We start from the raw sequence: 21,535 nt of genomic DNA, 5'->3' as shown, positions 1-21,535 counted from the left end.
AAGCCCGCTGCGCGCTGCGCGCTGCGATTTTATAGGGTTCCCGATGACGGGATGCGCCGGCCCCGCCAGCGCGGGCTTACCCCGATACGAAATCTTCGAAAAGTTGACCGCGATCAAGCCGGCGTGAATCGGTGGCGCGCACCATCGTGCCCGTTGCATCTCTGCTCAGATCCAAGAACAAAAAAGAGCGAAACACTACACAGGAGACAACCTGATGAAGAAGTTCGCTTCGCACGTTCTGGGTCGCGCGACAGCCGCTGCCGCGGCGGTCCTGGCGCTGGCAACCGCCGCGCCTGCCCTCGCATGGGAACCCACCAAGCCGGTGGAGTTCGTGATTCCCGCTGGCACCGGCGGCGGCGCTGACCAGATGGGGCGGCTGCTGCAGGGCATCGTCATCAAGTACAAGCTGATGAAGGAGCCGCTGATCGTCGTCAACAAGTCGGGCGGCGCGGGCGCCGAGGGCTTCCTGGCGGTGAAGGAGGCCAAGGGCGATCCGCACAAAATCGTCATCTCGCTGTCGAACCTGTTCACCACGCCGATGGCCACCGGCGTGCCCTTCAACTGGAAGGACATGACGCCGGTTGCGATGCTGGCGCTCGACCAGTTCGTGCTCTGGACCAACGCGGCCGAGCCCTACAAGAACGCCGGCGAGTACGTCACGGCGGTGAAGGCCGCGGGGCCGAGCAAGTTCAAGATGGCCGGTACCGGCTCGAAGCAGGAAGACCAGATCATCACGGTGGCGCTCGAGAAGGCCACCGGCACCAAGTTCATCTACGTGCCGTTCAAGGGCGGCGGCGAGGTGGCGGTGCAGCTGGTGGGCGGGCATGTGCAGTCGACGGTGAACAACCCGATCGAGGCGGTGGCGCAGTGGCGCGCGGGCAAGCTGCGCGCGCTGTGCGTGTTCGACGACGAGCGCATGCCGTTCAAGGCCAAGGTCACCGACACGCAGTCGTGGAACGACATCCCCACCTGCAAGGAGGCGGGCGTGCCGACCCGATACACGATGCTGCGCGGCATCTTCATGCCGCCCGGCGTCACGCCCGATCAGCTCACGTTCTACAAGGACCTGCTGACCAAGGTGGCCGCGACGCCGGAGTGGAAGGAGTACATGGAGAAGGGCGCCTTCAACCCGACCTTCATGACCGGCGACGCCTTCGCGAAGTGGCTCACCGAGGCCGAGGCCACGCACCGCACGCTGATGTCCGAGGCGGGCTTCCTCGCGAGCGCCAAGTAGGCCGCACCGGCAGCGCACGCTGCCGCCGGAGGCCGGCGGCCCGACGGACTGCGGGCGTGCCGCATCCGTCCCTTCCTTCTCTCACACACAACCACGATGGGGGCTCCATGGAGCACGACGAAACATCCGAGGGCGCGGCGCGTCCGGGCATCTCCACGCACCTGGTCGAAGCAGCGGTGGCGTTGCTGCTGCTGGTGATCGGCCTGGTGGTGGTCTTCGAGGCGCGCAAGCTCGGCGCGGGCTGGACGAGCGACGGTCCCGGTGCGGGCTACTTCCCGTTTTTCATCGGCGTGATCATCACGATCTCCGGCGCCGGCATCCTCTACCAGTCGTTGCTCGGCAAGAACCGCAACACCGCGGTCTTTGTCGACTCGGTGCAGCTCAAGCGCGTGCTGTCGGTGCTGGTGCCGGCCACGGTCTACGTGCTGGCGATCTCCGTTCTCGGCATCTATGTGGCGTCGGCGGTCTACATCGCGCTGTTCATGGTGGTGCTCGGCAAGTACGCATGGACCAAGAGCGTGCTTGCCGCGCTGGCTGTCAACACGCTGTTCTTCTTCATGTTCGAAGTCTGGTTCAAGGTGCCGCTGTTCAAGGGCGCACTCGATCCGCTTCGGTTCCTCGGCTACTGAACCCGTTCAAGGAGCACAAGCGAAATGGAAGAAATCGGTGCCCTCATGCAGGGCTTCTCGGTGATCCTCACGCCGATGAACATCGGACTGATGTTCGTCGGCATCATCCTCGGCGTGTTGATCGGCGTGCTGCCCGGGCTGGGCGGCGCCAACGGCGTGGCGATCCTGCTGCCGCTCACCTTCACGATGTCGCCGACCTCGGCGATCATCATGCTGTCGTGCATCTACTGGGGGGCGCTGTTCGGCGGTGCCATCACCTCGATCCTGTTCAACATACCGGGCGAGCCGTGGTCGGTGGCCACCACCTTCGACGGCTATCCGATGGCGCAGAACGGGCAGGCCGGCGCCGCGCTGACGACAGCCTTCACCTCGTCGTTCGTGGGCGCCTTTCTCGCGGTGGTGATGATCACCTTCCTTGCGCCGCTGGTCGCGAAGTTCGCTCTCAAGTTCGGCTCGCCCGAGTTCTTCGCCGTGTACCTGCTGACCTTCTGCAGCTTCGTCGGCATGGGCAAGGGCTCGCCTTTCAAGATCCTGGCGTCGATGGCGCTGGGCTTCGCGCTCGCGAGCGTGGGCATGGACACCGTCACCGGCCAGCTGCGCCTGACCTTCGGCCAGCCCGAGTTGATGCGCGGCTTCGACTTCCTGATCGCGGTGATCGGCTTGTTCGGCATCGGCGAGATCCTGCTGTCGATGGAAGAGGGCCTGAAGTTCTCGGGCAAAAGCGCCAAGATCGATCCCAAGGTCGTGTGGCAGACCTGGAAACAGTTGCCCAGGTACTGGCTGACCTCGATCCGCAGTTCGCTGATCGGCATCTGGATGGGCATCACGCCCGGCGGCGCAACGCCGGCCTCGTTCATGAGCTACGGGCTCGCGAAGAAGATGTCGAAGAAGGGCGCCAGGTTCGGCACCGGCGAGATGGAAGGCGTGGTCGCGCCCGAGACCGCGGCACACGCGGCGGGCACGAGCGCGCTGCTGCCGATGCTGGCGCTCGGCATTCCCGGTTCACCGACCGCCGCGGTGCTGCTGGGCGGCCTGCTGATCTGGGGCCTGCAGCCAGGGCCGCTGCTGTTCGTGGAGCAGAAGGACTTTGTCTGGGGCCTGATCGCCAGCATGTACCTCGGCAACATCGTCGGCCTGATCGTGGTGCTCAGCACGGTGCCGCTGTTTGCGTCGATCCTGCGCATTCCGTTCTCGATCATCGCGCCGGTGATCATCGTGATCTGCGCCATCGGTGCCTACACCGTGCACAACGCGATGCTCGACATCTGGTTCATGCTCGGCTTCGGCGTGATGGGCTATCTCTTCAAGAAGCTCGACTTTCCGCTGGCGCCGCTGGTGCTTGCGCTGGTGCTCGGCGACAAGGCCGAAGACTCGTTCCGCCAGGCCATGCTGGTCTCGCAGGGCGACGTGATGGTGATGTTCTCGAACCCGCTGGTCGGCGGCATCACGACGCTGGCGCTGGTGCTGCTGTTCTGGCCGCTGATCTCGAAGGCGCTGGCCGTGATCAGGAAGCCGAAGAAGCCCGACGAGTTTGCGGTCGAGCGGCCGGTGGACTGACCAGCAACTTGTCTGTGATCGCGCTGACCCAGGTTCGGGGCGCGCTCACGCCGACGGGGTGCCTTGCTCCGCGAATGTCCTCCGCCCTTCGGGCTCCCCCTTTATTTCGCTGCGCAAGGCACCCCATCGGCGTGATCGATGGACGCAGCGGTCGAACCGCCGGCACGAGCAGAGCGCCCATGTGCGAATGGCACCGGGTGCTCCCCGCAGCGAAATAAAGGAGGAGCCGAAGGCGGGGGACATTCGCGGAGGGGAGTACCCGGTGTCATTCGCACACCCCCCGGACAACCGAGAGGGCTAAATCTTTCCGCGTTTCCGAAGCCGACTAAGGGTTTCCGCCGAGAGATTGAGATAAGAAGCCAGCTCCTTGCTCGGAATCCGGTCCTCCAGCTCAGGGTGCTTTCTCATGAACCGGTGCACCCGCCCCGCGGCATCGAGCAGGTGCAGCGTGATCGTGTGAGCCATGATCTCGCTCATGCCACGCATCACCAGGAACTCGAACAGCTCCTTGGTTTCAGGATGCTTGTTCAGGAAGGCGATCCATTCCTTCAGCGGCAGGCTCGCGACCCGCGCCTTCGTCACGCAGACGATGCCGTAGGGCGTCGGCGTGCCCAGCCGCAGCGCGGCGTAGCTCGTCTCCATGTCGTTCTCGTCGGCGAAGCGCAGGATCATTTCCTTGCCCTCCGGGTTGCTCACCACCCGCTTGAGGATGCCGTCGAGGATGAAGTACTGCTCCATCTCGCGCACCCCCTGGTGCAGAAGGAACTCGCCCTTGTTGCCGTCCACGATGACGAGGTGGGCTTCCAGTTCGGCGCGGTCGGCTTCGCTCAGGTCCTTGAGCAGGACGTTCTGCCGGAGCTGGGCACGAATGATGTTTTTCTCCGGATGGTTTTCCAACAACGTCATGGTCACCGTCTTGCTCGATTTCGCTGCCGCCGCCGTTCATCGGGGTCGGCGCCGTTTTCGGGAAAGTTGACCGAGGTCAACGGCCGAAAGCTTGGGCCCGAATCATAGTCGCGGCTCGGGCCTTGGCCATTCACCCATGCAGAAGGAGAGACATGTCTTCAGTCAGAACAGAGAAAGAGGCAGCCACCACGCTGGAAGATGCCCTCAAGCCCACGAAAACCCGCGATGCCGACGGCGAAGCGGTGGTTCGCGCCTTCAAGGGCGGCGCGACCGAAGACAGCGCGCCGGCGGCCGAGACCATCGACGGCTTCCACCTGGTCATCGACGCGCTCAAGCTCAACGACATCGACACCATCTTCGGCCTGCCCGGCATCCCGATCACCGACCTCACGCGCATGGCACAGGCCGAAGGCCTGCGCGTCATCTCCTTCCGCCATGAGCAGCACGCCGGCAATGCCGCCGCCGCCGCTGGCTTCCTCACGCAGAAGCCCGGCATCTGCCTGACCGTGTCGGCCCCCGGCTTCCTCAACGGCCTGACCGCGCTGGCCAATGCCACCACCAACTGCTTCCCGATGATCCTCATCAGCGGCTCCAGCGAGCGCGAGATCGTCGACCTGCAGCAGGGCGACTACGAAGAGATGGACCAGCTCGCCATCGCCAAGCCGCTGTGCAAGGCCGCCTTCCGCGTGTTGCATGCCGAGGACATCGGCGTGGGCATTGCGCGCGCCATCCGTGCGGCGCTGTCGGGCCGCCCTGGCGGCGTGTACCTCGACCTGCCGGCCAAGCTGTTCGCGCAGACCATGGATGCCGCAGCCGGCAAGAAGTCGCTCATCAAGGTGGTCGACCCCGCACCGCGCCAGATCCCCGCGCCCGACGCCGTGAAGCGTGCGCTCGACCTGCTCAAGGGCGCCAAGCGGCCGCTGATCCTGCTCGGCAAGGGTGCTGCCTACGCGCAGGCCGATGCCGACATCCGTGCGCTGGTCGAGAAGACGGGTATTCCCTATCTGCCGATGTCGATGGCCAAGGGCCTGCTGCCCGACACGCACGTGCAGTCGGCTGCAGCCGCGCGCTCCTACGTGCTGCAGGAGGCCGATGTGGTGCTGCTGGTCGGTGCGCGCCTCAACTGGCTGCTCTCGCACGGCAAGGGCAAGACCTGGGCGCAGGACAAGGGCGCCAAGAAGTTCATCCAGATCGACATCGCGCCGACCGAGATCGACAGCAACGTGGCCATCGAGGCGCCGGTAATCGGCGACATCGGCTCCTGCGTGGCCGCGTTGCTGGCCGGCATCGACGCCAAGTGGGCCAAGCCCCCGGTCGAGTGGACCGGCGCCATCGCCGATCGAAAGGACAAGAACCTCTCGAAGATGGCCGCGACGCTGGCCGCGCGGCCCTCGCCGATGAACTTCCAGAGCGCGCTCAGCGTGATCCGCGACCAGGTGAAGGCGCGGCCCGATGCCATCGTCGTCAACGAAGGCGCCAACACGCTGGACTTCGCGCGCAGCATCGTCGACATGTACGAGCCGCGCAAACGCCTCGACGTGGGCACCTGGGGAATCATGGGCATCGGCATGGGCTTCTCCGTGGCCGCGGCGGTGGTCACCGGCAAGCCGGTGATCGCCATCGAGGGCGACAGCGCCTTCGGCTTCAGCGGCATGGAGGTGGAAACCATCTGCCGCTACAACCTGCCGGTGTGCGTCGTCGTCTTCAACAACAACGGCGTCTACCGCGGCACCGACGTGAACCCGAGCGGCACCGCCGACGTGGCGCCCACCGTGTTCGTCAAGAACGCGCGCTACGACAAGCTGATGGAAGCCTTCGGCGGCGTGGGCGTGCACGCCACCACCGCCGACGAGCTGCAGAAGGCCCTGGCCGAGGCCGTCGCCTCGGGCCGGCCGACTCTGATCAACGCCGTCATCGACGAAACCGCGGGCACGGAAAGCGGACGCATCACGAGCCTGAACCCCAGCACGGCGAAGAAGAAGTAACTCAATTCCATCCAAGGAGATTTCCCAAATGAGCAGCATCAAACCCCTCAACGGCATCAAGATCATCGACTTCACGCACGTGCAGGCCGGTCCTGCCTGCACGCAGATGCTGGCCTGGTTCGGCGCCGACGTGATCAAGGTGGAGCGTCCGGGCGCCGGCGACGTCACCCGCAGCCAGCTGCGCGACATTCCGAACGTCGACGCGCTTTACTTCACCATGCTCAACAGCAACAAGCGCTCGATCACGCTGGACACGAAGAAGCCCGAGGGCAAGATCGTGCTGGAAAAGCTGATCCGCGAATCCGACGTGCTGGTGGAAAACTTCGGCCCCGGCGCGCTGGACCGCATGGGCTTCACCTGGGAACGCCTCCAGGAGCTGAACCCGAAGATGATCGTCGCATCGGTCAAGGGCTTCAGCGAAGGCCACCACTACGAGGACCTGAAGGTGTACGAGAACGTGGCGCAGTGCGCCGGCGGCTCGGCCTCCACCACCGGCTGGTGGAAGGGCGAGAACTCCGCCCCGACGATCTCGGCCGCCGCGCTGGGCGACTCCAACACCGGCATGCACCTGGCCATCGGCATCCTGACCGCCATCATCGGCCGCCAGCAGACCGGCAAGGGCCAGAAGGTGGCCTGCTCGATGCAGGACGCCGTGCTCAACCTGTGCCGCGTGAAGATGCGCGACCAGCAGCGTCTGGACAGCGTGGGCTACCTCGAGGAATACCCGCAGTACCCGCATGAAATGGGGGCCTTCGCCGACAAGGTCGTGCCGCGGGGCGGCAACGCCGGCGGCGGCGGTCAGCCCGGCTGGATCCTGAAGTGCAAGGGCTGGCAGACCGACCCCAACGCGTACATCTACTTCACGGTGCAGGGCCACGCCTGGGAGCCGATCTGCGAGGCGCTGGGCAAGCCCGAGTGGAAGACCGACCCCGACTACATGACGGCCAAGGCCCGCCAGCCGCACATCGAGCAGATCTTCGCGACCATCGAGGACTTCATCAAGGACAAGACCAAGTTCGAGGCGGTGGACATCTTCCGCAAGTACGACATTCCCTGCGCCCCGGTGCTGTCGATGAAGGAGCTGCTGCATGACGAGTCGCTGCGCAAGAGCGGCTCGATCGTCGAAGTGCCGCACAAGGAACGCGGCAGCTACTGGACCATCGGCAGCCCGATCAAGTTCTCGGACCTCAAGCCCGAAGTCACCGCCTCGCCCCTGCTGGGCGAGCACACCGACCAGGTGCTGGCGGAACTGGGCTACACCCAGCAGCAGATCGACAACCTGAAGGAATCAAAAGCCGTGTAGTTGGCTCACCCCCAGGCTTGCCCACTTCGTGTGGCAGCGCCTACCCCCTTCGAGGGGGTGACACCTGCGGCCCGGCGGAGCCGGTTCCGCGGTGTCTCTGGAAGGGCAGTGGCACTGCGGGGTTCTGGATTGAAATGAAGCGCCAGAGGTAAACATGCAAGCGAACGTCGATTTCAAGCAGCTCGTCGAAGGCGCCGGCGATGCCATCATGGTGTGCGATGCGCAGGGCGCTATCACGCTGTGGAACCGGGCCGCCGAGCGCATCTTCGGTTTCACCGAGGCCGAGGCGCTCGGCCAGTCGCTCGACCTGATCATTCCCCAGCGCCAACGCCAGCGGCACTGGGACGGCTATCACAAGACGATGGACACCGGCATCACCAAGTACGGCGCCGACCTGCTGCGCGTTCCCGCGCTGCACAAGGACGGGCACACGCTGTCGATCGCCTTCACGGTGTCGATGCTGTTCTCCGACGCTCGCGAGGTCACGGGCATCGTCGCCATCGTGCGGGATGAATCCGTGCGCTTTGCCGAGGAGCGCAAATTGCGCGCCCGTCTGGTAGAAGTCGAAGCCGCGATGGTTAAAGAAGGAGACAGTCAATGAGCAAGGCACTCGAAGGCGTTCGCATCCTCGACTTCACCCACGTGCAGTCGGGCCCCACCTGCACCCAGCTGCTGGCGTGGTTCGGCGCCGACGTGATCAAGGTCGAGCGTGCAGGTGAAGGCGATGCCACGCGCGGCCAGCTGCGCGACATTCCCGGCGCGGACAGCTTGTACTTCACGATGCTGAACCACAACAAGCGCTCGATCACGCTGGACACCAAGAACCCCAAGGGCAAGGAGGTTCTCGACAGCCTGATCAAGACCTGCGACGTGCTGGTCGAGAACTTCGCGCCCGGCGCGCTCGACCGCATGGGCATCACCTGGGCCCACATCCAGAAGATCAACCCGCGCATGATCGTCGCTTCGGTCAAGGGCTTCGGGCCCGGCAAGTACGAGCACTGCAAGGTCTACGAGAACGTGGCCCAGTGCGCCGGCGGCGCGGCCTCGACCACCGGCTTCGAGGACGGCCCGCCGCTGGTGACCGGCGCGCAGATCGGCGACAGCGGCACCGGCCTGCACCTCGCGCTCGGCATTCTTGCCGCGCTGTTCCAGCGCAACTCTTCCGGCCGCGGCCAGCAGGTGCTCGCGCCGATGCAGGACGCCGTGCTCAACCTCTGCCGCGTGAAGATGCGCGACCAGCAGCGGCTGGAGCGCACCGGCACCATGCACGAATACCCGCAGTACCCCGACGGCAAGTTCGGCGACGCCGTGCCGCGCGCGGGCAATGCCTCGGGCGGCGGCCAGCCGGGCTCGATCCTCAAGTGCAAGGGCTGGGAGACCGACCCCAACGCATACATCTACTTCATCACGCAGGCGGCCGTGTGGCCTGCGGTGTGCAAGGTGATCGGCGAGGAGGGCTGGATCACCGACGAGGCCTACGCCACGCCAGCCGCGCGCCTGCTGCACCTGAAGCCGATCTTCGCGCGCATCGAGCAGTGGACCATGACCAAGGACAAGTTCGAGGCCATGGAGATCCTCAACGAGTACGACATTCCCTGCGGGCCGATCCTCTCGATGAAGGAGATCGCCGAGGACGAGTCGCTGCGCGAAACCGGCACCATCGTCGAGGTCGACCACCCGGTGCGCGGCAAGTACCTGACGGTGGGCAATCCCATCAAGATGTCCGACAGCCCGACGGTGGTGACGCGCTCGCCGCTGCTCGGCGAACACACCGAGGAAGTGCTCAGGCAGCTCGGTTACGACGCGGATGCCCTGGCGACCCTGCGGGCCGAACGCGTGATCTGAGGCGCGGCACAGGCCCGCCACCGGAGTTGTGAGAGCGCTGCCTGCGGGTGGCGCGGTAGGCCCCTGGGCGCGTGTATTCCTGGCCTCCATCTATAACTCTTGATGAATGATTTCTATAAATTAGTTTAATTTTTATTAATTCATCGACAGTCCTACATTTGAATCTGCCGAGTCCGGCATCAATTCAAGGAGAAGGTCATGGAAAACCATTCGCCCGTTCAATACTGGCGCGACGAAATCGAGCGTAATGCCTATAACGCGGCATTTTTCGAATTGGGGCTGCGCTGGCATTGGGACGGCGAAACCTACGACCGCCTGATGGACCTGAGCCAGAACGCCAACGAGCGGATCGGCCATTACCTGAAGACCCATCAGCCGCACCTCCTGAGGGCATACGACGCCGAATTCCTGGCGGTGGTGATCGAGCAGAAGAAGGAAATCCACAGAAAGCGGGAAATGGCTTCGTCGAGCTATTTCAATTGGGCTGAAAGCCACGGCGTCGAGCTCGGTGCCTGAAATAAATACATTCAATCCAGCAGTCGAGCTCGGCCATGAACATCCACGAATACCAGGGTAAAGACGTCCTGCGCCAATACGGCGTGGCAACGCCCCGCGGATTCGTCTGCCGCTCGCCCGACGAGGCGGCGGATGCGGCTACCCGGCTCGGTGGCCGGGCCTGGGTGGTCAAGGCGCAGATTCATGCGGGCGGCCGGGGCAAGGGCGGCGGCGTGAAGCCCGCATGGTCCGTCGCCGAAGTGCGGCGGCACGCGGACCAGATGCTCGGCATGACGCTGAAGACCCACCAGACCGGCCCCGAGGGTCGCGTGGTGAAGCAGCTGCTGGTCGAGGAGAGCGTCGAGATCGACAAGGAGCTGTACCTCGGCTTCGTGGTCGATTGCAACTCGCAGCGCGTGGCGTTGATGGCTTCGAGCGAAGGCGGCACGGACATCGAGGAGGTGGCTGCGCGCACGCCCGAGAAGATCCACAAGCTCTTCATCGATCCGGACGCCGGCCTGCGCATTGCCGAGGCCGACGGCATCGCGCGCCGCATCGGCATCGACGAGCGTTCGGTGGTGCAGGCGCGCGTGTTCATGCAGAACCTCTACCAGGCCTTCGATGCCAGCGACGCGTCGCTGGCCGAGATCAATCCGCTGGTGCTGACCCGCGACGGCCGCGTGATGGCGCTCGACGCGAAGTTCGACTTCGACGCCAACGCCCTGTACCGCCAGCCCGGGATCGCCGCGATGCGCGACTTCGACGAGGAAGACCCGGTGGAGGTCGAAGCCTCGAAGTTCGACCTCTCGTACATCGCGCTCGACGGCGACATCGGTTGCCTCGTCAACGGCGCCGGCCTCGCGATGGCGACGATGGACGCGATCAAGCTCTACGGCGGAACGCCCGCCAATTTTCTCGACGTGGGCGGTGGTGCGACAGCCGAAAAGGTGACCGAAGCCTTCAAGCTGATGCTGCGCAACCCGAAGCTCAAGGCCGTGCTGGTCAACATCTTCGGCGGCATCATGAAATGCGATGTCATTGCGCACGGCGTGGTTGCTGCAGCGCGAGAAACCGGGCTCACCGTGCCGCTGATCGTGCGCATGAAGGGCACCAACGAGGACCTGGGCCGGACCATCCTCGCGCAGTCGGGCCTGTCGATCATCAACACCGACGACATGGCCGAGGCTGCGCAGCGGGCCATTGGGGCTGCTCGGAACTGGGAGCGCTAGGAAATGAGCTCCTGTCTCTTGATGCGATGCATTTCGGGGTGCGATCACGCCGACGGGGTGCCTTGCTCCGCGAATGTCCCCCGCCCTTCGGGCTCCTCCTTTATTTCGCTGCGCAAGGCACCCCATCGGCGTGATCGTTGGACGCAGCGGTGGTTGATCGGCGAGCACCGGCAGCGTGTCCTCGTGCGCAGGGCGTCGGGTGACTCACGCAGCGAAATAAAGGAGGAGGCCGCAGGCCGGGGGACATTCGCGGAGGGAGTTACCCGATGGCCTGCGCACGCACCCCGAAACAGGAGCACAGGCAAACGCACGATGGAGCAAACGGCATGTCCATCCTGATCAACAAGCACACCCGCGTGATCACGCAGGGCATCACCGGCAAGACTGGCAGCTTCCACACGGCCCAGTGTCTCGAATACGGCAACGGCCGGCACTGCTTCGTCGCGGGCGTGAACCCTCTGAAGGCAGGCGATTCGCTGGCCGGCATTCCGATCTTCGGCACCGTGAAAGAGGCCAAGGCCCGCACCGGCGCCACCGTCTCCGTGATCTACGTGCCACCACCTTTCGCCGCTGCGGCCATCGACGAAGCGGTCGATGCCGAGCTCGAACTCGTCATCTGCATCACCGAAGGCATTCCGGTGCGCGACATGATCCGCACGCGTCACCGCATGCAGGGCCGCAAGACGCTGCTGCTCGGACCCAACTGCCCCGGCCTCATCACGCCAGGCGAAATCAAGATCGGCATCATGCCCGGCCACATCCACCAGCGCGGCCGCATCGGCGTGGTCTCGCGCTCGGGCACGCTCACCTACGAGGCCGCAAGCCAGCTCGCGAGCTTCGGCATCGGGCAGTCGACCGTGGTCGGCATCGGCGGCGATCCGGTCGGCGGGCTGCGGCACATCGACGTGCTGCGGATGTTCAACGACGACCCGCGCACCGACGCCGTGATCATGGTCGGCGAGATCGGCGGCGATGCCGAGGAGCAATGCGCGTACTGGATCCGCGACCACATGCGCAAGCCCGTCGTCGGCTTCATCGCGGGCGCCAGTGCGCCGCCCGGCAAGCGCATGGGCCATGCGGGCGCCATCGTTTCCGGCGGCCGCGGCACCGCGCAGGAAAAGTTCGCGGTCATGAAGGAATGCGGCATCCACGTCACGCGCAATCCGGCGGAGATGGGAAAGCTGCTCGCCTCGCTCGTGATCCCCGACTACCTGCCGTTCGACTGACTGACTGACTGACGGCCGGCCCGAATCCTCCATCCAGAAAGCAGACAACAACATGCAACAGCCACAGAAGAAATGGGTCCGCTTCGAACACGCCGGCGGCATCGGCTTCGGCACGCTCGAAGGCGATGCGGTGCACGAGCGTCGGGGCGACATGTTCGGCAGCTCCGAGCCCACGGGCCGCGTGTTCGCGCTGGCGGGGCTCCAGCTGCTCACGCCCACCGAGCCGACCAAGGTGATCGCGCTGTGGAACAACTTCCATGCGCTCGGCGCCAAGCTGGGCCTGCCGGTGCCGGCGGAGCCGCTGTACCTGCTGAAGACGCCCAACTCCTACCTCGCTCCCGGCGCGCCGATCCGCAAGCCGCTGTGCGACGGCAAGGTGGTGTTCGAGGGCGAGCTCGGCATCGTGATCGGCAAGACCGCCACCGCCGTCTCCGAGGCCGACGCGCTCGACCATGTGTTCGGCTACACCTGCGCCAACGACGTGACCGTGGCCGACATCCTGAACCGCGACGCCTCGTTCGCGCAGTGGGTGCGCGCCAAGGGCTTCGACACCTTCTGCCCCATGGGCCCGGTTGTGGCCACCGGCCTCGACGCCGCAACACTCACCGTGACCACGCTGCTCAACGGCGAGGTGCGGCAGAACTATCCGATCAGCGACATGCGCTTCTCGGTGCAGCAGCTCGTGAGCCTGATCTCGCAGGACATGACGCTGCACCGCGGCGACGTGATCCTCTGTGGCACATCGGTCGGCGTCGGCTCGATGAAGCCTGGCAGCCTCGTCGAGATCGAGATCGGCGGCATCGGAAAACTCAGCAACCGCTTCGGCTGACAACGCGCATGCCGAAGCGGCCGCGCAAGGAATTCAACTCTTGGGGATCGATATGAAGATTGCAATCATCGGCGCGGGCGCCATCGGTGGACTGGTCGGCGCGAAGCTCGCGCTGGCCGGCGAGGACGTGACGTTCATCGTGCGCGGCGCCAACCTCGAAGCCATCGGCAGGAACGGCATCAAGCTGGTCTCGGCCGAGGGCGAAGAACAGGTGGCGCGCAACGTCAAGGCCACCGACCGCTACGACGAGGCGGGTCCGCAGGACATCGTCGTGCTCGCCATGAAGGCCCACCAGGTCGAGGCGGTGGCGAACGACGTGCCCAAGCTGTTCGGCCCCGACACCGTTGTCGTGACGATGCAGAACGGCATCCCGTACTGGTACTTCCACCAACATGGCGGCGCTCTCGCAGGCACGCCGGTGCGCAGCGTCGATCCCTCGGGGCTCGTGGCCGCGAAGATCCCCGCGCAGCGCGTGATCGGCTGCGTGGTCTACCCGGCCTCGGAGCTGATCGCGCCCGGCGTGGTCAAGCACATCGAAGGCGAGCGCTTCCCGGTCGGCGAGCTCGACGGCTCGGCCAGCGAGCGCGTGAACCGCGTTGCCGCCTGCTTCACCGGCGCCGGCTTCAAGGCGCCCGTGCTCGACAACATCCGCGCGGAGATCTGGCTCAAGCTCTGGGGCAACCTGACCTTCAACCCGATCAGCAGCCTCTCGCATTCGACGCTGGTCGACATCTGCCAGTACCCGCCCTCGCGCGATCTCGCCGCCGCGATGATGCGCGAGGCCCAGGCCGTCGCGCACAAGCTCGGCATCGAGTTCCGCGTGACGCTCGAAAAGCGCATCGCGGGCGCAGAGAAAGTCGGCAAGCACAAGACTTCGATGCTGCAGGACGTGGAAGCCGGGCGCGCACCGGAGATCGATGCGCTGGTGGGCGCCGTGGTCGAACTGGCCCGGCTGACCGAGACCTCGACACCGCACATCGACACCGTCTACAGCCTGGTCAAGCTGCTCGCGCGAACGATGGAAGACCAGCGCGGCCGCGTCAGGCTCCACGAAATCGCAGCATGAGACGCACACGCAGCGCCAAGATCGTCGCGACGCTCGGCCCGGCCACCACCGACGAGCCGGCCATCCGCGCGCTGTTCGAGCGTGGCGTGGACGTGTTCCGGCTCAACTTCAGCCACGGCACGCAGCACGACCATGCGCGCCGGCTGGAAACCATTCGCCGCCTCGAGAAGGAATTCGGCCGGCCCATCGGCATCCTGCTGGACCTGCAGGGGCCGAAGCTGCGGCTGGGCGCTTTCGAAGGCGGCCGCGCGCAGCTCGATGCGGGCGCGCGCTTCCGGCTCGACATGGACAGCAAGACCAGCGGCAGCGCACGCCGCGCGCCGCTGCCGCATCCGGAAATCTTCGCCGCGCTGCAGGAAGGCACCGAGCTGTTGCTCGACGACGGCAAGCTGCGGCTGCGCGTGGACAGCCACGGCGCCGACTTCGCCGAGACCACGGTGCTGGTCGGCGGACCGATCTCGGATCGCAAGGGCGTCAACGTGCCCAGCGTGCTGCTGCCGATCTCGCCACTGACGCCGAAGGACCGCGACGACCTGGCTTTCGGCCTGTCGATCGGTGTCGATTGGGTTGCGCTGTCGTTCGTGCAGCGGCCCGAGGACATCGAGGAGGCGCGCGCCATCATCGGCACGCGCGCCTGGATCATGGCCAAGCTCGAGAAGCCCGCGGCCATCGAGCATCTCGACGCCATCGTCGCGCTGTGCGACGGCATCATGGTGGCGCGCGGCGACCTCGGCGTGGAGCTGCCGCCCGAGCAGGTGCCCGAGCTGCAGCGCCTGATCGTGCGCGCCTGCCGCAAGGGCGGCAAGCCGGTGGTGGTGGCGACGCAGATGCTCGAATCGATGATCGCATCGCCGGTGCCCACGCGCGCCGAGGTGTCCGACGTTGCAACGGCCATCTACGACGGCGTCGATGCGGTGATGCTCTCGGCCGAATCGGCCTCGGGCAGGTACCCGCTCGAGGCGGTCGCGATGATGGACCGCATCATCGCGCGCGTCGAAGCCGATCCCTCGTACCGCGCGGGCATCGACGCCACGCACGACGCGGCGCTGTCGACCACGGCCGACGCGGTCTGCGCCTCGCTGCGCCAGGTGGCCGCGCTGCTCGCGCCGGCCGCCACCGTGACGTATACCTCTTCGGGTTTCACAAGCCTGCGCGCTGCGCGCGAGCGCCCGGCCGTGCCCATCCTGAGCCTCACGCCCGACACCGCCGCAGCACGCCGCATGGCGATGGTCTGGGGCGTGCATGCGGTGCTCGTCGACGACGTGCATGACGTGGCCGAGATGATCGAGTGCGCCTGCCGCACGGCCCGCGCCGAAGGTTTTGCGAAGGCGGGCGACGACGTGGTGGTGGCGGCGGGCCTGCCCTTCGGTCAATCGGGCACGACGAACCTGCTGCACGTCGCGCGGATACCCGACTGAGCGCAGGCCATCGGCGCAGGCGCGCTGTACGATGCCGCTCGACTGCAGCCACCTGTTCTCCCCCGATGAAGCATGCGACCCTGCGCCAGTTGAAGGTCTTCGAAGCCGTGGCGCGGCTGCTGAGTTTTTCGCGAGCGGCCGAGGAGCTCCACCTCACGCAGCCCGCCGTCTCCACGCAGGTGCGCAAGCTCGAGGAACACGCCGGCAATGTGCTGTTCGAGCAGTTCGGCAAGAAGATCTACCTCACGCCCGCTGGCACCGAGCTGCTGCAGATCAGCCGCGCCATCATCCAGCAGTTCGAGGCGGCCGAGAACGCGATGATGCAGTTCAAGGGCGTCTCCGGCGGCAAGCTCAACGTGGGCGTGATCAGCGCGGGCGACTACTTCTTTCCGCGCCTGCTGGTCGAGTTCGCGAGCCGGCACCAGGGCGTGACGCTGAACTTCACGGTCCACAACCGCGCGCAGCTGCTGACGCACATCGCCGAGAACCTCACCGACCTCGCGATCATGGTGCGCCCGCCGACCGATCTCGACACCGTCAACCAGCCGTTCGCTCCGCACCCCTACGTGATCGTCGCGGCGCCGGGCCATCCGCTGGTGGGCGTGAAGAAGATCCCGCTCCAGCGGCTGATGCGCGAGCCCTTCGTGGTGCGCGAGAAAGCGTCCGACACCTGGCATTCGATGGAAGACGGCTTCGGCGGCGATCTCAGCGGCATCAACATCGCGATGGAAATCCGCAGCACCGAGACCATCAAGCAGGCCGTGATCGCAGGCATGGGCGTGAGCTTCGTGTCGGCGCACACGGTGAGCCAGGAGCTGCGCGCCGGCAGCCTCTGCGTGCTCGATGTCGAGGGCTTTCCGCTGATGCTCAACTGGTACGTGGTGCACCGTCGCAGCAAGCGCCTGCCGCCGGTGGCGCAGGCCTTCAAGGACTTCCTGCTGAGCGACGGACCGTCGCTGATCGCGCAGATCGTTCCATTCGAAAGCCCCAAAAGCAAAGAGCGCGGCGAGTAACTCGCGCGCGCTCTTCGGAGAGGATCGGTTCGGTGTGGAAGCTCAACGCCGTGCAGCCGGCGAACGCTGCATCAGCGCGGCACGCGCGGCCTTGTAGAAGATCACGATGGGCATTGCGGCGATGAGGTCGCGCAGTGCATCGTTGGCAGTGGACGAAGAGGCGGGAGTGCGCAGGGCGCTGGAATTCAGGGTGGTGTGGCTCATTGAGGGCTCCAAAGGTTTGAAACTGAAAGACCGAAGGGATTACCCTGAATTTTAGGGTTTACCCTAGACGAGAGCAAACGCCATTTTCGCGTTTCTTGACCTAGGTCAATTTTTTCAACACCAGGCAGGTTCTCGCACAACGCGCAGCGTGGCCGTACGAGCGCTTCGCAAGCGGGCCTGCACCAGCGCAGAACGCGCATCGCGAAAGTCATCGCACGAGCCGTCGAAGTTCCGCGAAGACCTTTGCGATCCAGCTGGGCAATTTCTCTTCCATGCACACCATGCCGCGGCATCGCGAGATGCATGTCGGATGCAACGCAATGCGCGCGTGCGAAGAGGCCTCCTGCTAGGGATATCACGGGGGTCTTGCGAGTCCGCGATTCGTGTGAACTTGACTGAGGTCAAGAGTTTTTGAGTCGCTCCGACCGACAGTCATTCACGCGCAAAACCAGGTGATCTTCATGCGGTGTATCGATGTCAAGGAAGCCTCGTTGCCTGTCGATGCGTACCGATCGCGTGGCGTGTGTGGCGCATGGCGCAGCACCCCGTTTTACTTCCGCTGTTTGCACCGATCGCTCGATTGATTTATCTGCATTCGAAGTCTGTCGGACCTCACCGAAAACCAAGGACAACACCATGAATCGGCCCACCTCCACGATCGCAGGTTCCACCCCCGCGATGTTCCCTCCCTCCGAAACCCATGGCGCCACCGCGAGCCGATCCGAGGCATACCGATGGGGCCAGCTGCTGATCGGCATCGTCTGCATGGCGATGATCGCCAACCTGCAATACGGCTGGACGCTCTTCGTCAATCCGATCGCCGAGAAGCACGGCTGGAGCCGCGCCGCGATCCAGGTGGCGTTCACCATCTTCGTGCTCACCGAGACATGGCTGGTGCCGATTGAGGGCTACCTCGTCGATCGCTTCGGACCGCGTCCCGTGGTGCTGGTGGGCGGCCTGCTGTGCGGCCTCGGCTGGGTGCTCAACTCGGAGGCCGATTCGCTCACGTTGCTCTACATCGCGGCGGCCGTCGGCGGTATCGGCGCGGGCGCGGTCTACGGCACCTGCGTGGGCAATGCGCTCAAGTGGTTCCCCGATCGCCGGGGGCTTGCTGCGGGCATGACCGCCGCGGGCTTCGGCGCGGGCTCGGCGCTCACGATCATCCCGATCTCCGCGATGATCAAGTCGAGCGGCTACGAAGCGGCCTTCCTGTATTTTGGGATCGGGCAGGGACTCATCGTGTTCCTGCTCGCATGGATGCTGACCCGTGCGCCCCACCATGCCAAGGCGTCGAACAGCCGCAACGTGCAGCAGGCAGGCCGCGACTATGCGCCCTCGGAAGTGCTGCGCTCGCCCGTGTTCTGGGTGATGTACGCGATGTTCGTGATGGTGGCCGCCGGCGGCCTGATGGCCACGGCGCAGCTCGCGCCCATCGCGAAGGACTTCAAGATCATGGACGTGCCGGTCAACATCATGGGCCTGGTGCTGCCCGCGCTGACCTTCGCGCTCGCCATCGATCGCGTGCTCAACGGCCTCACGCGGCCCTTCTTCGGCTGGGTGTCCGACAAGATCGGCCGTGAGCAGACGATGTTCATCGCCTTCGCGATGGAGTCGGTCGGCATCCTGATGCTCTACCACTACGGCCAGAACCCGATTCTCTTCGTCGTCCTGACCGGCATCGTGTTCTTCGCCTGGGGCGAGATCTACAGCCTGTTCCCCTCGACCTGCGCCGATACCTTCGGCTCGAGGTATGCGGCATCGAACGCCGGCATGCTCTACACCGCGAAGGGCACCGCCTCGCTGCTGGTGCCGCTGTCGAGCGTGCTCGCCGCCGCCACCGGCAGCTGGCAGGCCGTCTTCATCGCCGCCAGCGCGGTCAATGCGCTTGCTGCGCTGATGGCGTGGTTCGTGTTGCGGCCGATGCGCCGCAAGCACATCGAGGCCAGCCGCGCTACCACCACCATCGAGTAAGCCGTCGTTCTTCCGATGCACGCGGCCCTGCCATGAAGATGGCAGGGCTTTTTGCCGATGGGGCCGCAGGGTTTGTGCGCATTGGCACCGCGCTTGTTTCCGCGGAAATTGACTTGCGTCAAGGCCCCTATCGCTCGATTCATCGACATTGATCCTCAAGCGGATGAGCGCGGGATTCACGTCGGATTTCATGACGGCGGCCCGTGACGAAACCACGATGAAAACGGCTCCGCCGGCAGCAAGACAACGGCGGCGCAGGCGGCAACGGACCAGACCGGACGGGACCATGAAACTACAACAGGCGCAGCAGGGACACGAGGTACCGCATCCGGCCTCAGCTCCCATCGACAAGGACAAGGAACTCGCCGCCGTGCAGCGCAGCCTGCTGCAGCATGCGGACGAACCCGGCGCGCTGCTGCCGATCCTGCACGACGTGCAGGACGCGCTGGGCTACATCCCCGCCCACACGGTGCCGGTGATCGCCGAGGCGCAGAACCTCTCGCGTGCGGAGGTGCACGGTGTCATCACCTACTACCACCACTTTCGTGCCGAGCCCGCGGGCCGCCACGTGATCCAGATCTGCCGCGCCGAGGCCTGCCAGTCGATGGGCGCCGATGCGCTGCTCGCCCACGCGGAGCTGCGCCTCGGATGCAGCGCGCACGGCACCTCGAAGGACGGCGCCTTCACGCTGGAGCCCGCGTTCTGCCTCGGCCTGTGCGCCTCGTCGCCCGCGATGACGCTCGACGACCAGCCGCATGCACGCATGACACCCAGGGCATTCGACGCGCTGATCGCGCAGGACAACAACCCATGAGCACCATCACCGTCTACGTCCCGCGCGACTCGGCCGCGCTCGCAGCCGGCGCCGACCGCGTGGCCCAGCGCATCGCGAAGGAGGCCACGGCGCGCGGCATCATGCTCGAGCTCGTGCGCAACGGTTCGCGCGGCATGTTCTGGCTCGAACCGCTGGTCGAGGTGAACACCCCGACCGGCCGCATCGCCTACGGACCGGTGACGCCCGACGACGTGGCCGGCCTGTTCGACGCCGGCTTTCTCACGGGCGGCAAGCACCCGCTCGCGCTCGGTCCGACCGAGGACATTCCCTACCTCAAGAAGCAGGAGCGCCTGACCTTCGCGCGCATGGGCGTCACCGACCCGGTGTCGCTGACCGACTACCAGGCCTACGAAGGCTTCGCCGGCCTGCGCCGCGCGCTGGCGCTCGCGCCCGAGGAGATCGTGCAGCAGGTGCTCGATTCGGGCCTGCGCGGGCGCGGCGGTGCGGCCTTTCCCGCCGGCATCAAGTGGAAGACGGTGCTGGGCACGGCCGCCGCGCAGAAGTACATCGTCTGCAACGCCGACGAGGGCGACTCGGGCACGTACTCCGACCGCATGACGATGGAGGGCGACCCCTTCATGCTGATCGAGGGCATGACCATCGCGGGCCTCGCCACGGGCGCGACGCAGGGCTTCATCTACGTGCGCTCCGAGTACCCGCATGCGATCGCCACGCTGAACGAGGCCATCCGCATCGCCGAGGCGGCGGGCTTCCTCGGCGACAACATCCTGCGGTCGGGCAAGCGCTTCTCGCTCGCGGTGCGCAAGGGCGCTGGCTCGTACGTGTGCGGCGAAGAAACGGCGCTGCTCGAAAGCCTCGAAGGCAAGCGTGGCATCGTGCGCGCCAAGCCGCCGCTGCCGGCCATCGAGGGCCTGTTCGGCCAGCCCACGCTGATCAACAACGTCATCACGCTGGCCAGCGTGCCGCTGATCCTGGCGCGCGGCGCAGCCTTCTACCGCGACTACGGCGTGGGCCGTTCGCGCGGCACGCTGCCGATGCAGCTGGCCGGCAACATCAAGTACGGCGGCCTGGTCGAGAAGGCCTTCGGCGTCACGCTGCGCGAGCTGCTGTACGACTACGGCGGCGGCTCGGCCTCGGGTCGGCCGATCAAGGCGGTGCAGGTGGGTGGACCGCTGGGCGCCTACCTGCCCGAATCGCAATGGGACCTGCCGCTCGACTACGAAGCCTATGCGGCCGTCGGCGGCACGGTGGGCCATGGCGGCATCGTGGTGCACGACGACACGGCCGACCTGTCGAAGCTCGCGCGCTATGCCATGGAGTTCTGCGCGCTCGAATCCTGCGGCAAGTGCACGCCCTGCCGCATCGGATCGACGCGCGGTGTCGAGGTGATCGACAAGATCCGCGCGGACCAGAACCGCGTACAACAGGTCATCCTGCTGCGCGACCTCTGCGACACCATGGTCCACGGATCGCTGTGCGCCATGGGCGGCATGACGCCGTTCCCGGTGCTTTCCGCGCTCGACCATTTTCCGCAGGACTTCGGTCTTGTGGTCCCCGATCGCAAGGCTGCTTGAGATGACGCCTTGCTTCCTGATTCTTCATGGGTGTTCGGGGCGCGCTCACGCCGACGGGGTACCTTGCTCCGCGAATGTCCCCCGGCCTGCGGCCTCCTCCTTTATTTCGCTGCGCAAGGTACCCCGCCAGCGTGATCGATCAGAGCACTTGTTGATCGGCCAGCACAAGAGCAGCGCTGGTTGTGCACAGGGCATCGGGTGCTCCCCGCAGCGAAATAAAGGAGGAGCCGAAGGCGGGGGACATTCGCGGAGGGG

Annotated in this window: 19 protein-coding genes; 17 read left to right on the top strand and 2 right to left on the bottom strand. The window is 65.7% G+C overall.

Annotated features, from left to right (window positions below; genetic code table 11):
• The first annotated feature begins 214 nt into the window (after nt 1-214).
• The 3 genes from ACEOAB_RS25455 to ACEOAB_RS25445 all read left to right on the top strand — a co-directional run bounded on the left by ACEOAB_RS25455 (nt 215) and on the right by ACEOAB_RS25445 (nt 3,420).
• Entirely contained in the window at nt 215-1,234 is a 1,020-nt protein-coding gene (locus ACEOAB_RS25455) for a Bug family tripartite tricarboxylate transporter substrate binding protein (RefSeq protein ID WP_413748950.1), read from the top strand.
• Between the two features lie 107 nt (nt 1,235-1,341).
• Nucleotides 1,342-1,863 carry a tripartite tricarboxylate transporter TctB family protein gene (locus ACEOAB_RS25450; RefSeq protein ID WP_413748951.1) on the top strand — a complete coding sequence of 174 codons (522 nt, stop codon included), beginning with the start codon at nt 1,342-1,344 and terminating at the stop codon, nt 1,861-1,863.
• Between the two features lie 24 nt (nt 1,864-1,887).
• Nucleotides 1,888-3,420: a tripartite tricarboxylate transporter permease gene (locus ACEOAB_RS25445; protein WP_413748952.1), complete on the top strand. Its 1,533-nt coding sequence runs from the start codon at nt 1,888-1,890 to the stop codon at nt 3,418-3,420.
• A gap of 297 nt (nt 3,421-3,717) precedes the next feature.
• Here ACEOAB_RS25445 and ACEOAB_RS25440 read toward each other — a convergent pair whose 3' ends face one another.
• The gene (locus tag ACEOAB_RS25440) at nt 3,718-4,326 is read right to left on the bottom strand and encodes a Crp/Fnr family transcriptional regulator (RefSeq protein WP_056595369.1); all 609 of its coding nucleotides are present in this window, start codon (nt 4,324-4,326) and stop codon (nt 3,718-3,720) included.
• A gap of 152 nt (nt 4,327-4,478) precedes the next feature.
• Here ACEOAB_RS25440 and oxc point away from each other — a divergent pair, with 152 nt between their 5' ends.
• The 11 genes from oxc to ACEOAB_RS25385 all read left to right on the top strand — a co-directional run bounded on the left by oxc (nt 4,479) and on the right by ACEOAB_RS25385 (nt 16,735).
• Complete coding sequence (gene oxc, locus ACEOAB_RS25435; RefSeq protein WP_413748953.1) at nt 4,479-6,311, top strand: oxalyl-CoA decarboxylase; 1,833 nt, start codon at nt 4,479-4,481, stop codon at nt 6,309-6,311.
• A gap of 28 nt (nt 6,312-6,339) precedes the next feature.
• On the top strand, nt 6,340-7,614 hold the full coding sequence (frc, locus tag ACEOAB_RS25430) for a formyl-CoA transferase (RefSeq protein ID WP_007831046.1): 1,275 nt from the start codon (nt 6,340-6,342) through the stop codon (nt 7,612-7,614).
• A 154-nt stretch (nt 7,615-7,768) separates the two neighbouring features.
• Nucleotides 7,769-8,215 carry a PAS domain-containing protein gene (locus ACEOAB_RS25425; protein WP_413748954.1) on the top strand — a complete coding sequence of 149 codons (447 nt, stop codon included), beginning with the start codon at nt 7,769-7,771 and terminating at the stop codon, nt 8,213-8,215.
• Entirely contained in the window at nt 8,212-9,459 is a 1,248-nt protein-coding gene (gene frc / locus ACEOAB_RS25420) for a formyl-CoA transferase (protein WP_413748955.1), read from the top strand. The genes ACEOAB_RS25425 and frc (ACEOAB_RS25420) overlap by 4 nt, the downstream gene beginning before the upstream one ends.
• Nucleotides 9,460-9,657: 198 nt before the next feature.
• Nucleotides 9,658-9,975: an HAD family hydrolase gene (locus ACEOAB_RS25415; protein WP_056595361.1), complete on the top strand. Its 318-nt coding sequence runs from the start codon at nt 9,658-9,660 to the stop codon at nt 9,973-9,975.
• Between the two features lie 35 nt (nt 9,976-10,010).
• On the top strand, nt 10,011-11,183 hold the full coding sequence (sucC, locus tag ACEOAB_RS25410) for an ADP-forming succinate--CoA ligase subunit beta (RefSeq protein WP_413748956.1): 1,173 nt from the start codon (nt 10,011-10,013) through the stop codon (nt 11,181-11,183).
• A gap of 326 nt (nt 11,184-11,509) precedes the next feature.
• Entirely contained in the window at nt 11,510-12,409 is a 900-nt protein-coding gene (gene sucD, locus ACEOAB_RS25405) for a succinate--CoA ligase subunit alpha (protein ID WP_413748957.1), read from the top strand.
• Between the two features lie 52 nt (nt 12,410-12,461).
• Nucleotides 12,462-13,238, top strand: coding sequence for a fumarylacetoacetate hydrolase family protein (locus ACEOAB_RS25400; RefSeq protein WP_413748958.1), 777 nt, complete (start codon nt 12,462-12,464; stop codon nt 13,236-13,238).
• A gap of 52 nt (nt 13,239-13,290) precedes the next feature.
• Nucleotides 13,291-14,304: a 2-dehydropantoate 2-reductase gene (locus ACEOAB_RS25395; protein ID WP_056595354.1), complete on the top strand. Its 1,014-nt coding sequence runs from the start codon at nt 13,291-13,293 to the stop codon at nt 14,302-14,304.
• Nucleotides 14,301-15,722: a pyruvate kinase gene (gene pyk, locus ACEOAB_RS25390; protein WP_056595352.1), complete on the top strand. Its 1,422-nt coding sequence runs from the start codon at nt 14,301-14,303 to the stop codon at nt 15,720-15,722. The genes ACEOAB_RS25395 and pyk overlap by 4 nt, the downstream gene beginning before the upstream one ends.
• A gap of 65 nt (nt 15,723-15,787) precedes the next feature.
• Nucleotides 15,788-16,735: a LysR family transcriptional regulator gene (locus tag ACEOAB_RS25385; protein ID WP_413748959.1), complete on the top strand. Its 948-nt coding sequence runs from the start codon at nt 15,788-15,790 to the stop codon at nt 16,733-16,735.
• Nucleotides 16,736-16,777: 42 nt separating this feature from the next.
• Here the strand turns inward: ACEOAB_RS25385 and ACEOAB_RS25380 are convergent, their stop codons facing one another.
• Nucleotides 16,778-16,939, bottom strand: coding sequence for a hypothetical protein (locus tag ACEOAB_RS25380; RefSeq protein WP_007834182.1), 162 nt, complete (start codon nt 16,937-16,939; stop codon nt 16,778-16,780).
• Nucleotides 16,940-17,617: 678 nt separating this feature from the next.
• On the opposite strand from ACEOAB_RS25380, the gene oxlT reads away from it, so the two are divergent.
• From oxlT to ACEOAB_RS25365, 3 genes are all read left to right on the top strand, one after another.
• The gene (gene oxlT / locus ACEOAB_RS25375) at nt 17,618-18,910 is read left to right on the top strand and encodes an oxalate/formate MFS antiporter (protein ID WP_413748962.1); all 1,293 of its coding nucleotides are present in this window, start codon (nt 17,618-17,620) and stop codon (nt 18,908-18,910) included.
• Between the two features lie 286 nt (nt 18,911-19,196).
• Nucleotides 19,197-19,724, top strand: a complete 528-nt coding sequence (locus ACEOAB_RS25370) for a formate dehydrogenase subunit gamma (RefSeq protein ID WP_413748960.1) — start codon at nt 19,197-19,199, stop codon at nt 19,722-19,724.
• On the top strand, nt 19,721-21,280 hold the full coding sequence (locus tag ACEOAB_RS25365; protein WP_413748961.1) for a formate dehydrogenase beta subunit: 1,560 nt from the start codon (nt 19,721-19,723) through the stop codon (nt 21,278-21,280). Before ACEOAB_RS25370 ends, ACEOAB_RS25365 begins: the two co-directional genes overlap by 4 nt.
• The last annotated feature ends 255 nt before the right edge of the window (nt 21,281-21,535 follow it).

This window comes from Variovorax sp. Varisp53, assembly GCF_059491555.1.
This window is presented reverse-complemented; position numbering and strand designations above follow the sequence as displayed.

Coding starts and splice junctions, on each gene's coding strand:
- ACEOAB_RS25455 (WP_413748950.1), top strand. CDS start 215: ATGAAGAAGTTCGCTTCGCACGTTCTGGGTCGCGCGACAGCCGCTGCC.
- ACEOAB_RS25450 (WP_413748951.1), top strand. CDS start 1,342: ATGGAGCACGACGAAACATCCGAGGGCGCGGCGCGTCCGGGCATCTCC.
- ACEOAB_RS25445 (WP_413748952.1), top strand. CDS start 1,888: ATGGAAGAAATCGGTGCCCTCATGCAGGGCTTCTCGGTGATCCTCACG.
- ACEOAB_RS25440 (WP_056595369.1), bottom strand. CDS start 4,326: ATGACGTTGTTGGAAAACCATCCGGAGAAAAACATCATTCGTGCCCAG.
- oxc (WP_413748953.1), top strand. CDS start 4,479: ATGTCTTCAGTCAGAACAGAGAAAGAGGCAGCCACCACGCTGGAAGAT.
- frc (WP_007831046.1), top strand. CDS start 6,340: ATGAGCAGCATCAAACCCCTCAACGGCATCAAGATCATCGACTTCACG.
- ACEOAB_RS25425 (WP_413748954.1), top strand. CDS start 7,769: ATGCAAGCGAACGTCGATTTCAAGCAGCTCGTCGAAGGCGCCGGCGAT.
- frc (WP_413748955.1), top strand. CDS start 8,212: ATGAGCAAGGCACTCGAAGGCGTTCGCATCCTCGACTTCACCCACGTG.
- ACEOAB_RS25415 (WP_056595361.1), top strand. CDS start 9,658: ATGGAAAACCATTCGCCCGTTCAATACTGGCGCGACGAAATCGAGCGT.
- sucC (WP_413748956.1), top strand. CDS start 10,011: ATGAACATCCACGAATACCAGGGTAAAGACGTCCTGCGCCAATACGGC.
- sucD (WP_413748957.1), top strand. CDS start 11,510: ATGTCCATCCTGATCAACAAGCACACCCGCGTGATCACGCAGGGCATC.
- ACEOAB_RS25400 (WP_413748958.1), top strand. CDS start 12,462: ATGCAACAGCCACAGAAGAAATGGGTCCGCTTCGAACACGCCGGCGGC.
- ACEOAB_RS25395 (WP_056595354.1), top strand. CDS start 13,291: ATGAAGATTGCAATCATCGGCGCGGGCGCCATCGGTGGACTGGTCGGC.
- pyk (WP_056595352.1), top strand. CDS start 14,301: ATGAGACGCACACGCAGCGCCAAGATCGTCGCGACGCTCGGCCCGGCC.
- ACEOAB_RS25385 (WP_413748959.1), top strand. CDS start 15,788: ATGAAGCATGCGACCCTGCGCCAGTTGAAGGTCTTCGAAGCCGTGGCG.
- ACEOAB_RS25380 (WP_007834182.1), bottom strand. CDS start 16,939: ATGAGCCACACCACCCTGAATTCCAGCGCCCTGCGCACTCCCGCCTCT.
- oxlT (WP_413748962.1), top strand. CDS start 17,618: ATGTTCCCTCCCTCCGAAACCCATGGCGCCACCGCGAGCCGATCCGAG.
- ACEOAB_RS25370 (WP_413748960.1), top strand. CDS start 19,197: ATGAAACTACAACAGGCGCAGCAGGGACACGAGGTACCGCATCCGGCC.
- ACEOAB_RS25365 (WP_413748961.1), top strand. CDS start 19,721: ATGAGCACCATCACCGTCTACGTCCCGCGCGACTCGGCCGCGCTCGCA.